The organism is Holdemania massiliensis (genome assembly GCF_022440805.1).
Classification (GTDB): Bacteria; Bacillota_I; Bacilli_A; order Erysipelotrichales; family Erysipelotrichaceae; genus Holdemania; species Holdemania massiliensis_A.
The window spans coordinates 1,113,516-1,127,757 of the sequence record NZ_JAKNTK010000001.1 but is presented as its reverse complement, the minus strand read 5'-3'; the positions used below and the strand labels follow the sequence as shown (position 1 = coordinate 1,127,757).

The window sequence follows — 14,242 nt, the reverse complement described above, 5'->3', positions numbered from 1 at the left end:
TTAATTCTGAGAATGGTACTGCCGCTGAAATTTCCCTGGAAATTTCGTTCTCCCTGCGGCCGTTTCTCAGAAGCTAAAAACCAGTTTTCAAAATCAACCAACTTCCTGTCCGAATCAGCATCCATCTGATTCTCAGACCAAAACGATCTTCGTGCTTGGCAGCATGATCCGCATCGTTTCACCGGCATTGACCAGGTTGCCGGAACCGTCGTTGACAACCAATCGGCCAATCGGCGTGCTCAGCTCATACTGGTAACTTTTGCCCAGATAAGTGCGGACTTCGACCTTAGCCAAAATTGTATTGCTGCCCGTATCATTGGAGCTGACGATCTGAATATCGTCCGGACGGATCGTTCCCAGACATTCTTCCTGTCCGCCATCCTTCTCCACGGCAAAGACCGATCCATCTTCAGCCACATACGTCTGCGCTGCTTTTCTGCGCAGTTTGATGAAATTCTCAAAGCCAATAAACCGGGCGACAAATTCTGTTTTCGGCCGGGAATAAATTTCTTCCGGCGTCCCAAACTGCTCGATCACCCCGCCATTCATGACGGCGACTTTATCAGAAATCGAGAAACATTCTTCCTGATCATGCGTAACGAACACCGTGGTGATCCCCAGCTTTTTCTGCAGCCGCTTGATTTCAACCCGCATGTTCAAACGCAGTTTGGCATCCAAATTGGACAAGGGTTCATCCAACAGCAGCAGGCGTGGTTCGATGACTAACGCACGTGCCAGAGCTACCCGCTGGCGCTGACCGCCGGAAAGCTGTTTCGGAAAGCGCTGGGCATATTCTGTCAGATCACAGACTTCAAGAATTTCCTTGATCTTACGGTCCATTTCATTTTTATCCATTTTGCGCAGCTTTAAGCCGAACGCAACGTTCTCATAAACACTCAGATGCGGAAACAGAGCATAGCTCTGAAAGACCAGTCCGAAATTCCGTTTGTGCACTGGAACTTTTGTCATTTCCTCGGTATCGACAAGCAGCTGACCGCTGCTGGGAATGATGAACCCGGCGATGACCCGCAGTGTCGTTGTTTTCCCACACCCGGAAGGCCCCAGCAGAGAAACCAGTTCGCCTTCGCCGATCTCTAAATTCAGGCCCTTGAGGATCTGAGTTTTACCGTCATAGCTGACGTTGATATCATTTAAGGTTACCTTTGACATGCCTTTTCCTCCTACTTCGTCAGGGCCCCGATGCCCAGTGTCTTCTCAACCATAAACATGATGACAATCGTAGCCGCCATCAACAAGACGCTGACTGCCGATACGGTCGGATCATAGAAATATTCAATGTAATTCATCAAGGCTGTCGGCAGTGTCCGTACGCCTGGACCGCTCAGGAACATTGAAACCGGAATGTTGTTGAAAGAATTGATAAATGCCAGCATAAACGCTGCAACAATGCCCGAAGAAATATTCGGCAGCACAACTTTGAAGAAAGCCTTGACCTTTCCGCAGCCCAGCGTCCAGGCCATTTCCTCAATCGAGAAATCAAACTGCTCCAAAGCTGAACCGACGACTCGAATAACATACGGCAAGACGACCAGGAAGTGACCGATCAAAAGCCCCTGCATAACTGGCAGCTTCATCTTCAGAACAATGAACTGATACAGCGAATAGCCGACAACGATCCCCGGAATGATCGTCGGTGAGAGAAAGAAGCTCTTTAACAGCTTTTTTCCTTTAACACTGTTGCGGCTGAGCGCATAGGCTGCCGGCACACCGACTAACAGCGCGATCAACGTGGCAACAATCGCCAGCATGAAGCTGAGCTGAAATCCACTGAGAAAGGATTTCGTCGCAAAGACGTTGGCAAACCATTTCAGCGTGAAGCCGGAGATCGGAAAACTGATCGTCGGCGCCGTGTTGAATGCCGTTACGGCAATGATCGCCAGCGGCAGAAACAGAAAGCCGAAGACAAGACAGGCATAGAATGTCAGAAATTTATTTTTACGCATCAGTTTTCACCCCGCTTATCCAGACGATCGGCAACAAAATTCAGCCCCTTCATGACAATCAGCGTCGTGACGATCATGACTAACGCAACCACGCTGGCACCGGTCCAGTCGTTGAGCGTCATGGCCCGCTGATAGATCAGTGTCGACAGCAGCATATTTTTTGGCCCGCCCAATAACTGCGGCGTCGTGTAGGCTGTCATGGCACCGGTGAAGACTAGCACTGAGCCAGTGATGATGCCGGGAATCGACATCGGCAGAATCACCTTGACAAAGGAAAGCAGCCGGCTGGCGCCTAAGCTTTCCGCTGCTTCCATCATATCGTTGTCGATATTCTCCATGACCCCGACCAGCGTGATGATCATCAAAGGCAGAAACAGATAAATCGTTCCGATCAGAACCGAGAATTCAGTGTACAGCATCGACAGCGGCTGATCTACTACATGCAGAGCAGTCAGAATCTGATTGACGATTCCGTTCTTGCCCAGGATGTTGATCCAGGCAAACGCCCGGATCACGGAGTTGGTCAGCATCGGAAACAGCGCGATGGACATCAGAATCCCACGCCATTTTTTAGAAACACGGGAAATAAAATACGCCGTCGGAATTCCCAGGATCATGCAGACCAGCGTGCAGATCAAGGCAATCCGCAGGGTCCGGACAAAGATTTTGATGTAATACGGATCCTGGAAAAAGGAAAGATAGCGGCTTAGCGTCACCGCACCGCCTTCCCATACGGTCGGCAGCAGCACCGCCAGAAGCGGAAGGATCAGCACGACCACAAGCAGGATCGTGATCGGCGCGATCAGCAGGATTGTTGACTGTTTTTTCATGAGTTCCCCTTCCTGATTTCAAATAAAAAACTTCTATCGGTCCGATAGAAGTCACAGGCAAAAATTACCCCTGGAGTTCTATCGTAGTCCAATATATAGCCATTGGGTAGAAACTCTTCACGCTGTTCCCTGTGAAGATATACGATAAGACTCAATGATTATAGCATAGAAATGTTTTTTGCAAAGTTGAAAATTAACTTTCATTTGTTTTTTTTTCGTTCTTTTCGCAAGAAAACGCCTTCATTGAGCGGGATTACCGTATTTTTCCACATTAATAGTTTGGAATTTCTCCCCTCTCTCATTCTTGTTTTCTGCTTCTTTTTCGATGTAAGACAGGCAGATGCCTGCCTTGAAGCTTTTCTTATGGATCGATCACCGTCGGAGTGCGTCCGATGCCGACGACTTCCGCCGCAATTCTTTTCCACGTATTGCATCCGGCAACGCCATCGGCGCCTAAGCCGTTGTCGCGCTGATATTGAATCAGCGCTGTTCGGGTTGCATTGCCGAATTTTCCATCCAGCCAGCGCGTGGAATACCCTAAAGCATTCAGCGCATCCTGCAGCACTAGGGTATAGCAGCCGACAGCGCCTTCACGCAGCGTTGGGAATCCCGAAGTTCCACCGCAGGCACCGCGTGCATAACGGCGGTCGAAATGAACCCAGGTCGGCGTCATGGACAGAGGTTCGACATATCCCCACACGCCGAGGTTGTTCGCTGTCCGCCAGATCTGATTGCGCTGGGATTGGGACAGCCGCTGCCCAACGTCAAAGGATACGCCGACATAATGCTGTGACTGCAGACCGTGACCACCTTCCCAAATTCGCTTAAACGCATAGCCGACTGGAATCGCCGCTCCATACGTCCGGCGGGTTGCGTTCCAGGCTTCCATCGCGGTCGTCGTGGTCCAGAAAACCGTAGACCGGCTGGAACCGCGAAATTCCCTGACCAATAAGGTTCGGCCATAAGAATACGGCATCGGATCACTTTCCTCTCGCCACTCGACATAAATCTGATTGGTATCCGGATCATAAATCAGTATTTTCGCCATTGATCTCACCTCCTCATTCATGTCTATGCAGGAAAACAAAAACGGCGTGGATAAACGCCGGATTTCTGAATTAAGAAATTAAAAAACACATAAATCAGTTCGATGACCTCCCATGAAATCCATTCCGTTCACAAACTCAGGATTTAAACAAGTCCGTTCTTGTGAAAACAGCGCTGAGCTGCTTCATGAGCTCCGCTGACAATTCCATCGACGGAGTAAATCGAAAAACGATGACCCGGTTTTCTGAAAGCAGATAGACGCTACTCCGCCTCTGCTCACTGGTATCCAAATAAGCTCGGTCACAATTCCATTGACCGGCATCCAACATTTCCAATCCGGGTCGCTGATCAAGATAAGAATCCGCTTGATTTGCCTGAAACTGAGCTTGGTTAATGATCATTCCCATCTCCCGCAGATAGCCTAAGAGAGGATCGCTGTCTTCCTGAAATTCAATCACTGTCACCTCCCAATTTACCCATTGATCCGTTTCTGTCAAATGGCCGCTGAGAATGCATTGATAGCGCTGATCGCCGCGAGCATCCTGCCAGCGATCTTTTTTTTCCACCGTTTCCTCAGCCACGTAATGATTCGGAAAATGGATCACTTGCGGCAGCTCCGGCTTTACATCATGATGGGAATACCAAAACATAACGCCGCCAAGGCTAATCATAATAAGAGCCCAGAGGTTCTGTCTTCGATTATGTGCCCACAATGTTTCTAACTGATTATACGTCCACCCTTTCCGGGACAAATATTCATAAAATGGATGCCGCATTGAATGCCCCCTTCGCACCGCTCTTGTTGTCTTTAATTATACATTAAAAGCCGCTAAAAACAGGTCAATTTTTCGAATCAAGTTCCGAACTGACTGAACCTTATTCTTTTTTCCAATTATTGCCATCGCTTAAACGAGGATGATCTTTGTTATACTACCCTTGTTATTCAAAATCAGGCTTCCTTTTTTCTGTCACCCTGCAGCGTAAAAGTAGAGAATGAGGTTCTCCTTCCTTGTTATTACAATACATTCATAAGGAGTAATCATTATGAATGAAATTATCAAACCTGATTATATTCATCTGCACTGTTCGCTCACGACCAAAGAATCCCTGTTTCAAGCAGCCAGTCAATGGGCGGCAGAAGCACAAATTATAGAAAATGCTGAAATCTTTCTCCACGGATTATGGGTTCGCGAAGCTGAATTTTCCACCGGTGTCGGCGATGGAATCGCTATTCCTCATTGTCGATTGGAAGCCATTCGCCGGCCTTCTGTCTTCTTTGTCCATCTGGAGCAGCCGATCTGTTGGAGTCCTGATGAACAAGTTGATTTGGTTCTCGTCTTGGCTGTTCCCCTATCCAATGCTGAGAATACTCACATTAAATTATTATCCCAGCTTGCGCGCAAATTGATCGATGAAACTTTTGTCGGCCAGCTTCGCTCGCTTGACAAAGTAAGCGACATCTGTACTTTATTCAACGATATTCAGCTGTAATGCAAGGAGGTGAGCTCCATGCTGAACGGAAAAATGTTTCAGCTGATCAAGCTGCTGAACCAACAGCACCATCCGCTGACCAGCGGTATGCTGGCTCAGCAGCTCAAACTGTCTCCCCGCACCTGTAAACGTTACATCGCCGAACTGAGCCCGCTGATGGAAGAGCACGGCGCCTGTATCCTTTCTGATAAGACTGGCTACCATCTGGAAGTCCACGATGCCCTTCTTTTTGAGGCTTTTCTGCGGGAAAAAACAAAAGTTTTTGAATTCTCTGAAAACAGTGGTGAGCTGCAATTCGAGATTTTAAAAAACCTGTTAGTTCATTCAACTTTATCTCAGAACGAAATGATTGACCAACTTTATATCTCTCGCTCAACACTCAACAAATTAATGATTGAAGTAAAAGCAACGCTGAAGGAAAACGGAATTCAGTTAGCCAATCGACCTTATTATGGGTATTACATCGCAGGAAACGAAATTGACATTCGCAATTTTATGGTAAAAACGCTGTTTGTTACAGCCTCCTTTCTTTCTGCAGAACCTGAATTATTAGCAAGCATGCCGTTTTCGCTCAGCCAGTCAACAAGTCAAATCTGTCAAATACTGAAGGAAGAAGGTATTCCTCCTGAAGAAGATCTTGTGCATTACTGTCTCAAATATTTAATGGTGAGTCTGTGCCGAATTCACAACGGTGCGCTGATCCATCTTTCTATTCCGCACTTAAGCGAAACTCTTCAGCCAACAGTTCAGCGTGCCGCTTCTGCGATTCTGAACCTTTTTTGCGATCAAGTCCTCATCCGTGATGAAGAACGCTTATACTTTGCCTCAATTATCGGCAATCGCACTCAGGCCCTTCAGTCAGAGGTATTGGATTCTGCGGTTTGGCTGAAAGAGTTGGTAGAGGATATGCTGAATAATATTTTGAATCTCTGCAAGGTTGATTTCCGTAGTGATGAAACCTTAAAAAAAGCGTTGATGACCCATTTATACGCCTCGTTTTCCCGCTATTATCTGAAAGCAACTTTACCCAATCCGCTGATTTCATTGATCAAATCTCAGTATGTTGAAGCTTATAATTATTCTTTAATTGGCTGTGAAATGCTGAAAGAGAAGCATCAGCTGGCAATCAATGACGATGATCTTGGCTACATTGCTCTGCATTTTGCAGCAGCCTTAGAAAAAGAGCGGCCGACAATTTTATGCCGGACAATTATTGTCTGCGGCAGTGGAATGGGGACTTCTGAACTCATTCGGCTGCGCTTAAGCCGAAACATCCCACAATTAGCTATCCAGGCCGTGCTTGCCTCCTATGAGCTGCTTGATTCTCCAACTCTGAGCGCTGATTTCATTATCACAACCGTTCCGCTGTCCATGACGGAAATTCAGCTTCCGGCAGTTCTGATCAGCCCAATGGTCACAGCCAGCGATATTCAAAAAGTCGAATTTATGATTAACAATTATACATCCCTGCAATATTTGCGTTCTTTATTTCGCCGTGAATTGTTTTTCCCGGATATTCCTGGAAATAACAAAGATGAAGCCTTGAATCACTTAACAGATTCTATGGTGGTGACCGGATTGATCAGCGAAGCCTTTGCCACCGCCATCAAAGAACGGGAAGCCATGTCTTCAACTGAGATCACAGAAAAAGTTGCGATTCCGCATTGTTTTCTGTCAGTTCCGATTGACACCATGCTAGCAGTGGGTATCTTAAAAGAACCTGTGGCTTGGGGGACTGCTCATGTTCAGTTAGTTTTTGTAGGAATCATTAATCCTGCAGTTAAGAAAAATAAATGTGTGTTTCCCATGATTTACCGCTTAATCCAAGACTCCGATAAGGTTCAGCGATTAATTCAACAAACACAGGCTGATGATTTCCTGCGCATTTTATTTGAAAGTATTGAAACAGAACTCTAAACTTAAAAATCGATCATCCATTATCCGCTGCAAGCTTTCGATAGAATCGAAAAGAAAAAACGATCGAGACCGAGCTGTAAATTCTGTAAAAGTCTTAAACAGACACATAAACGAAATCCTAGAAAAGACTGTATGATTCTGATTGAAAGAAAGATCTTCAATTCCACTTTGAATCCCAGTCTTTTTCTCTGCCATGACCTGGATATCCTGAAAAAAAACATAAGCGCTGCCGTATCTGATTTCAGCACTTATGCTTAGTTTCTTGATTTTTTTGTATTTACTTTTAACCTGAAGACTCATTGTTCACGGCTTCAAGAACATGAAAAGCGCCTGCAAATCTCCCTCCGTTCCATAATTCAATCATTCAGATTCAGATTAAAGCTTCTCCGTATATTGATGCGTTTGGAAATAAGGCTTTTCGTTTTGGGCAATTGGCAGCGTTAGATCGACATCCTTTGCTTGCGCCAAACACCAGCTCAGCACTTGAAAGACACAAGGAAATTCCAAGGCTGGAAACTCCGATTGAGGCGTCCATGCCAGATCGGTCTCATCCACCGGATTGGCGCCAATCAGAAAACCATTGCCGAATTCACATTTCACAAATCGAGCCAGACCGCGGGCACGCTCCGTTTCCCGACCGCCGTCATTCATCACCAACACACAGAGCTGGGGATGAAAACCTAGAGTCGGTCCATGCATTCCTTCTTCCAATTCATAGCCTAAGGCCATTGTCTTCCCGATTTCAATCAATTTCAGTGCCCCTTCCAAGGCAACACCCCATAAACCATCAATTCCATATACCGCAAACATGGATGAGCCTAAAAGCTGACTTTGATTGTTTTTAAACCAAGTCTTTGTTTTTTCTTCGATTTCCGGCCAGCTTGCCAAAGCCGCTTCCATCTGACTGATCCACTTTTCTTCTTGTTCCGGCGTAATCGTTCCTTTTTTCAAGCCGATTTCCACTGCGATCAAAAGCTGAATCAGAATTCCTGAAACATAACCCACTGTCCGCATCTTATACTCTTCATCGACACACATCATGTCCACATGAACACCGCATTCTTGTGACATGTACTGCTGAGGATTCTGTGTTACAGCGACATTCAGCAAACCTTGCTGCTGAGCAAACTGGAGTGCTTTCCGGGTCGTCACCGAAGTCCCGGATTGGGAAGGAAAAATTGTCAGTGCTTTAGGATTGCGAACTGTGCGATCATACAGATATTCATTCGGAGTCATAACGCTGACCTTCAATCGCGTGATTTGTTCTATCCATCCTTTAGCACTCATCACGGAATTAAAAGAACTTCCAGAACCTACATAAACAAGTTCATTGATGGTTTCCAATTGATCTTTGAGGTAATCCAACAAAGGCTGCAGATTTTGCTTGCGGGTTTTGATTAATAAGCGTCCTTTTTCCGGAACGCGTTCAATCCATTGTATTAATGGAAGCATTGTCTTCTATTCCTCCTATCGTCTGTTCGACATGGCCATTCTGCGATATGTATGCCGGCGGCCACGGATCGCCATTGAATAATGGAAAATATTCAGCGGATCTGGAATCTGTTCGTTATAGCCGGAATCTCCTAAATCGTGAATGTCCGCTCCGGCCATTTTCGCATAGAGGGCGATTTGTTCCACAGTCTGAGGAAAAGAACCTTCTTGTGATGTATGGACCCCCAGCGAAGCCAATGCACCGTATTCATGAATCAAGTCAACGAAGTGTTTGCATCGCGTCAAATCCCATCCTGGCAGCGAACCGGGAGCTGGAATCCCAACAATGTTCACGCCGGCCTGAATAAAAGCGACAATCTCAGCTTCTGTGATCAACTCCTTAAATCCGGCTTTTTGATTCAAAATACCGGGCCCGTGAGGACGATTGAACTGAAGAATCAAATCATCGCCAAGTTCCTTGCGGACGGCGGTAAACAATTCGACAAAAGATTCAAGGCGTGCCCAACCCGATACACAAATATGTTTAACGCCTAAACGACGGGCTTCAATCATTCTATCGACTGTCGCAACAATCCCTTTGCCATAGACCTGCTCTGTTCGCTGCCTATCCTCAGGATTGCATGCAAACATGAGAATAGACAGCGGTCGCCCCACAATCTCGCTGATTTCCTGAAATGTATATCCTCGTCCCAACGGAATTTGAACTGTTTGCTCTGTCACTTCATCCAGAGCCGGATCTTTGCTTGGCCACCCTGGAATATAAGGGTTAAAAGGATCGAAAGTATCAATATTTACAATATCTGCACCAAAAGCAGCTGCTAATTCTGCATTCGTTACATGATCAATCATATTTGCACCGCGGATCCGGGCTGCGGCGCGAATGATCCGGCCTTCAGACATCCGGATTGCACTTAACAGCTCAACTGGAGTCATCGCGGTAAGCTCGCTGGGGGTCGCGGATAAGAATCGTTTTTGTGTCATTTTAAGCCTCCTTCTCAATTTGAAATTTTTTAGCCAGACGCATTCTCCGTAATAAAATCAATGCTGCAACCGTCAAAGCACCGATCAGAATGGAAAGAATATAAAGCAAGGGTTTCTCCATCAGGGGTACGCCAAGAATGCCTCCAGGTACAGTTTTCGGCATGTGCACTCCAAACAGGTAGGCACTGGCCGCAGCGAGTCCTCCGCCCAAGCAATTAATGGGGATCATAAACAGCAGATCCGACAGCAGCAAGGGCAGACCTCCTTCGGCAACACACAGCAAACCTAATATTAAGGCTGGTGTTCCGCTGGCCTGCAAATCTTCTGTAAACAAGTGTTTGCGCAAAACAAACTTATCCAGCAAAGTCGCAAATCCAAATCCTATTGCTGGAACTACAGAACCGATGGACAAAGGACTTTTCGAAAATCCAGCATCAGCCAGCTGCAGTGTAATGGCCATAAAACCTTTAGAAACCGGTCCGCCGATATCAAAGGAATTGCCTGCCGCCAAGATAAAACTAATCGCCACGCCTCCCAGATTACCAATAACATTAATTAATGACACGATGCTTTGAGTAATCCAATTTCCCAGCGGATTGATGATAAAATAAGCAGCCAGGAAAATTGCCAGGGTTCCGATTAATGGATAAACGACCATATTCATAACCGGTAAATAGGTTCGGCTGACCTTTATTTGTTTCTTTAAGAAATTCATCAGATAGCCGCCGAGAAAGCCGGTAATCACTGCCCCAAAGAAACCGGCGCCGGACAGGACGGAGAGTAAGCCGCCAAAGAAGCCGACAATCAGGCCAGTTCGATTGGCTATCGAGTAAGAAATATAGGCTGCCAGTACTGGATACATTAGATCCCGGCACTGGGGTCCTGCCACTTGCTGCATCCAGGCCAGACAACGAGTTAGGGCATCCATGCTGACTAGCGCTTCCGCGGATTTGATGTCCAAGCCTAACATTGATGCTGCGACCTGAGCAACACCCATCACAATTCCCGGAGCAACAATAACTGGAATCATGTAGCCAATTCCGGTCATCAGATGTTTTTGGAATGTGTTAAAGCCTTGTTGCCACTTTGTTTTGCTCATAATTATCCCTCCTCTTCAAAATAGCGTTCGATAACTTCTTGAGCATGATGGAGTATTTCGTGCATGCTGGAATGAACCGTTTTTGTTTCATAACCTTCAAATCGCTCCTCACCACTGATGGCAATGTCATTGGCTAAAATGATGAGGCACGCTTCGTCCAGATCTTGTTGGGTCAATTCATTTTCGATTCCGGCAAAGCCTTGTGTTTCAACTTTTGCTTCGTAACCTAACCGTCTGGCTTCCCCTTCCAATTTGTCAGCAACGATGTAGGTATGGGCAATGCCTGCCGGACAGGCGCATAATCCCACAATTTTCTTTTTCATAACGGCTCCTCCTTTCTTTACTTTCATTGTAAATGCGTTTTCCTTATACTTCATTGCCTATCCATGCTACTTTTCGGACAGAATCTGAGCCCATTTTTTATCCTCAATCCGGGTCAAATTATGTACAAAGTCTGCTGCTTGTATAAAAAAAGCCGACAAATTATTGTCGGCAGATTTATCTTTGTATTGATCTTAACTTAGCCGCATTCGTGCATAACACAAACATGATGAAAGTTTTTATTCTTGAGATCTTGTTTGCGAATGTAGAAATAAAGACTCCCACCATCTCCCCAATACTCCTGACAGTCAGAACTGATCAAAAAGCCTGTCTGGAATAAGTTAATCCAATCCAGCGGCTGACTTTCTTCCTGAGACTCAGAACACAAACTTTGATATTGATAAACAGCACTGCTGAGCACCTCATTTTGGATGATATCCCCATAACCTAACAGTTTAAAAACACGATCATCACAAATAGAACGAGCCACATAGCCGGCTTCTTCTGCATCAACCTCATAGCTTTCATCCCATTTTTCATACTTCTGTTCCCTGTCATAATATTTACAATATTCCTGGCAGCTTGGATGATCCCGCAAGGTTTGATAATTTAACGTGAATTCAGGAAATCTTCCCTCATCGGATATTCCTTCCGGCAGCGGATGGGGTTTCAATAACGCCAGATCACCATCGTAATAAAATACATTTTTATCCCATAATTCTTGATCCTCATAAGTTTCCAGATCAAAAAAGAAATACAAAATACCACGGCTTGGCAGAAGATGCTCTATATCGTAAGGAATCAATTCATCCAGTCTGATCTGTGCTATAAAGGATAGCGGATGGCGGGAAGAAGTAGGCCACTTCCTTAAATTTTCAAAGTAAGGCCATTCAAAATCAGGTGGCAGATCCGGAATGCCGCCGACCTTTGTGTGAATCTGTGTCGGTGGTTTCAGCTGACGTGAGGCTGTCGCAGTAATCGCATTTTTTTCCAGGCTTTTTAAATAATCAATCCACGCTTGTTTTTCCATTATAATCTTCTCCTTTTCCTTATTGTACTCTTTTTCTTCATTTCTGCCTATTTCTGTAACTGACAAAAAAGAAAAACACGGAACCTCTTGCGAAATCCCGTGTGAATTCTGATTTTTATTTAATGCCTGCCTGAAACTGGAAACAGGAAACCTGCCGGCCATTGATCATGGATGGCTGCGGTTTCGCTTTTGCACATTCTTCCGTTGCATAGGGACAACGGGTGCGGAAAGCACATCCGGACGGCGGATCCAGCGGGCTTGGCAGTTCCCCCTGCAGTACGATTCGCTTCTTGGATTTGCCAATTTCCGGATCCGGAATCGGCACAGCGGACAACAGTGCCTTCGTATATGGATGCATTGGATTGTGGTACAGATCGCTGCTTTCCCCAATCTCAACCATGTTGCCCAGATACATAACACCAATCCGATCAGAAATGTGCTTAACCATGCTTAAATCATGCGCGACAAACAGGTAAGAAATGCCCATTTCTTTTTGGATATTTTTCAACAGATTGATAATCTGTGCCTGAATGGAAACGTCCAATGCGGAAATCGGTTCATCACAGATGATGAAATCCGGATTCAAAGCCAAGGTTCTGGCAATGGAAATACGCTGCCGCTGACCGCCGGAAAACTCATGGGGATAACGACGGATATGATCTGGTTTTAGACCAACAATTTTTAACAGCTCCACGACCCGGTCTTCGCGTTCTTTTGCGCTGTTGTATATATTGTGGATATCCATCGGTTCCCGAATAATTTCTCCGACTGTCATTCGTGGGTTCAGGGATGCATATGGATCCTGGAAAATCATCTGAACTGATTTGCGGAACTCTTTCAGTTCTTTGCCTTTCAGTTTGGTAATATCCTGTCCCTTGTATTCAATCGTACCTTCAGTGGGTTCATATAATTTAACGATGGTCCGTCCCAGCGTAGACTTGCCGCATCCAGATTCACCCACTAATCCAAAGGTTTCACCTTTATGAATTTCAAAGCTGACGCCGTCTACGGCTTTGACGATCTGCTTCTTGGCAAACATGCCTTTTGTGACATCAAAATGTGTTTTCAGGTTGGTAACTTTTAAAATGACTTCAGTGTTATTCATTTTTTACCCTCCCTTTTTTTCAATTCATTGAGCCAGCAGGCACATTCATGCGTCTTGGAAAAAGCGGTGGCCGACGGCATCTGTTGCTTACAGATCTTCATCGCTTTCTCGCAGCGGTCGACAAACGGACAGCCCTTCGGCGGATTTAACAAATCCGGCGGAGAACCCGGAATCGGCTGGAGATCTTTATCATCATCCTCCGGATTATTAATGCAGTTCAGTAAGCCCTGCGTATAGGGATGCTTAGGTTCATAGAAAATTTCTTTATCAGTTCCGATCTCAACAATCTTTCCGCCGTACATAATCGCAATCCGATTGCACAGGCTGGCAACAACACCAAGATCGTGCGTAATCATAATGACAGAAGAACCGAGCTTTTCCTTCATGTCCTGAATCAGCTCCAGCACCTGGGCCTGGATCGTGACGTCCAAGGCCGTGGTCGGTTCATCGGCAATGATCAGTTTTGGATTGCAGGCAAGCGCCATCGCAATAATGATGCGCTGCCGCATTCCGCCGGAAAATTCATAAGGATACTGATTCATCCGCTTTTCCGGTGAAGGAATACCGACCTGACGCATCAGCTCAATTGCCTTTTGTTCACATTCCTTTTTTGACATCTTGGTGTGATTCTGCAGCGGTTCAATCAGCTGCGTTCCGATTTTCAGAACTGGATTCAAAAACGTCATCGGATCCTGGAAAATCATCGCCATGTCGTTGCCGCGAATATGCTGCATCGTCTTTTCATATTCCGAATGATTTTTAAACGCAGATTCATGGATTTTCTTACCGTCAAACAGGATATCTTCCGCCGTAATCTTACCGTTGTCCGCCAGCAAGCCCATGACGGAATACATCGTCTGGCTTTTGCCGGAGCCGGATTCGCCGACGATGCCCAGTACCTCTTGCGGATAAACGCAGAAGGAAACATCACGCACAGCGTGAACCGTGCCCTGATCTGTGGAGAAATCCACGGTCAGATGATCAACTTTTAACAGTTCATTCATG

At 45.8% G+C, this 14,242-nt stretch carries 14 protein-coding genes; 2 read left to right on the top strand and 12 right to left on the bottom strand.

Going from position 1 to position 14,242, the window contains the following annotated elements:
• Positions 1–132: 132 nt before the first annotated feature.
• The 5 genes from MCG46_RS05200 to MCG46_RS05180 form a co-directional block, all read right to left on the bottom strand.
• On the bottom strand, positions 133–1,170 hold the full coding sequence (locus MCG46_RS05200) for an ABC transporter ATP-binding protein (protein WP_020224694.1): 1,038 nt from the start codon (positions 1,168–1,170) through the stop codon (positions 133–135).
• Positions 1,171–1,181: 11 nt separating this feature from the next.
• Positions 1,182–1,964: an ABC transporter permease gene (locus tag MCG46_RS05195; protein WP_240278266.1), complete on the bottom strand. Its 783-nt coding sequence runs from the start codon at positions 1,962–1,964 to the stop codon at positions 1,182–1,184.
• Complete coding sequence (locus MCG46_RS05190) at positions 1,964–2,794, bottom strand: ABC transporter permease (protein WP_020224696.1); 831 nt, start codon at positions 2,792–2,794, stop codon at positions 1,964–1,966. The genes MCG46_RS05195 and MCG46_RS05190 overlap by 1 nt, the downstream gene beginning before the upstream one ends.
• A gap of 361 nt (positions 2,795–3,155) precedes the next feature.
• Positions 3,156–3,842, bottom strand: coding sequence for a peptidoglycan-binding domain-containing protein (locus MCG46_RS05185; RefSeq protein ID WP_240278265.1), 687 nt, complete (start codon positions 3,840–3,842; stop codon positions 3,156–3,158).
• Positions 3,843–3,978: 136 nt separating this feature from the next.
• On the bottom strand, positions 3,979–4,617 hold the full coding sequence (locus MCG46_RS05180; RefSeq protein ID WP_240278262.1) for a hypothetical protein: 639 nt from the start codon (positions 4,615–4,617) through the stop codon (positions 3,979–3,981).
• Positions 4,618–4,885: 268 nt separating this feature from the next.
• On the opposite strand from MCG46_RS05180, the gene MCG46_RS05175 reads away from it, so the two are divergent.
• Together MCG46_RS05175 and MCG46_RS05170 are read left to right on the top strand one after the other, a co-directional pair.
• The gene (locus tag MCG46_RS05175; RefSeq protein WP_240278261.1) at positions 4,886–5,332 is read left to right on the top strand and encodes a PTS sugar transporter subunit IIA; all 447 of its coding nucleotides are present in this window, start codon (positions 4,886–4,888) and stop codon (positions 5,330–5,332) included.
• Between the two features lie 18 nt (positions 5,333–5,350).
• Positions 5,351–7,249: a BglG family transcription antiterminator gene (locus MCG46_RS05170; protein ID WP_240278260.1), complete on the top strand. Its 1,899-nt coding sequence runs from the start codon at positions 5,351–5,353 to the stop codon at positions 7,247–7,249.
• A gap of 375 nt (positions 7,250–7,624) precedes the next feature.
• Here MCG46_RS05170 and MCG46_RS05165 read toward each other — a convergent pair whose 3' ends face one another.
• The 7 genes from MCG46_RS05165 to MCG46_RS05135 all read right to left on the bottom strand — a co-directional run bounded on the left by MCG46_RS05165 (position 7,625) and on the right by MCG46_RS05135 (position 14,241).
• Entirely contained in the window at positions 7,625–8,701 is a 1,077-nt protein-coding gene (locus MCG46_RS05165; RefSeq protein ID WP_240278259.1) for an SIS domain-containing protein, read from the bottom strand.
• Between the two features lie 15 nt (positions 8,702–8,716).
• Positions 8,717–9,682 carry a hypothetical protein gene (locus MCG46_RS05160; RefSeq protein WP_240278258.1) on the bottom strand — a complete coding sequence of 322 codons (966 nt, stop codon included), beginning with the start codon at positions 9,680–9,682 and terminating at the stop codon, positions 8,717–8,719.
• 1 nt (position 9,683) lies between these two features.
• Positions 9,684–10,781: a PTS transporter subunit EIIC gene (locus tag MCG46_RS05155; RefSeq protein WP_240278256.1), complete on the bottom strand. Its 1,098-nt coding sequence runs from the start codon at positions 10,779–10,781 to the stop codon at positions 9,684–9,686.
• 2 nt (positions 10,782–10,783) lie between these two features.
• On the bottom strand, positions 10,784–11,104 hold the full coding sequence (locus MCG46_RS05150; protein WP_240278254.1) for a PTS fructose transporter subunit IIB: 321 nt from the start codon (positions 11,102–11,104) through the stop codon (positions 10,784–10,786).
• 197 nt (positions 11,105–11,301) lie between these two features.
• Entirely contained in the window at positions 11,302–12,132 is an 831-nt protein-coding gene (locus tag MCG46_RS05145; RefSeq protein ID WP_240278252.1) for a YwqG family protein, read from the bottom strand.
• Between the two features lie 115 nt (positions 12,133–12,247).
• Positions 12,248–13,237, bottom strand: coding sequence for an ABC transporter ATP-binding protein (locus MCG46_RS05140; RefSeq protein WP_154237562.1), 990 nt, complete (start codon positions 13,235–13,237; stop codon positions 12,248–12,250).
• Complete coding sequence (locus MCG46_RS05135; RefSeq protein WP_154237561.1) at positions 13,234–14,241, bottom strand: ABC transporter ATP-binding protein; 1,008 nt, start codon at positions 14,239–14,241, stop codon at positions 13,234–13,236. The genes MCG46_RS05140 and MCG46_RS05135 overlap by 4 nt, the downstream gene beginning before the upstream one ends.
• Position 14,242 lies beyond the last annotated feature (1 nt).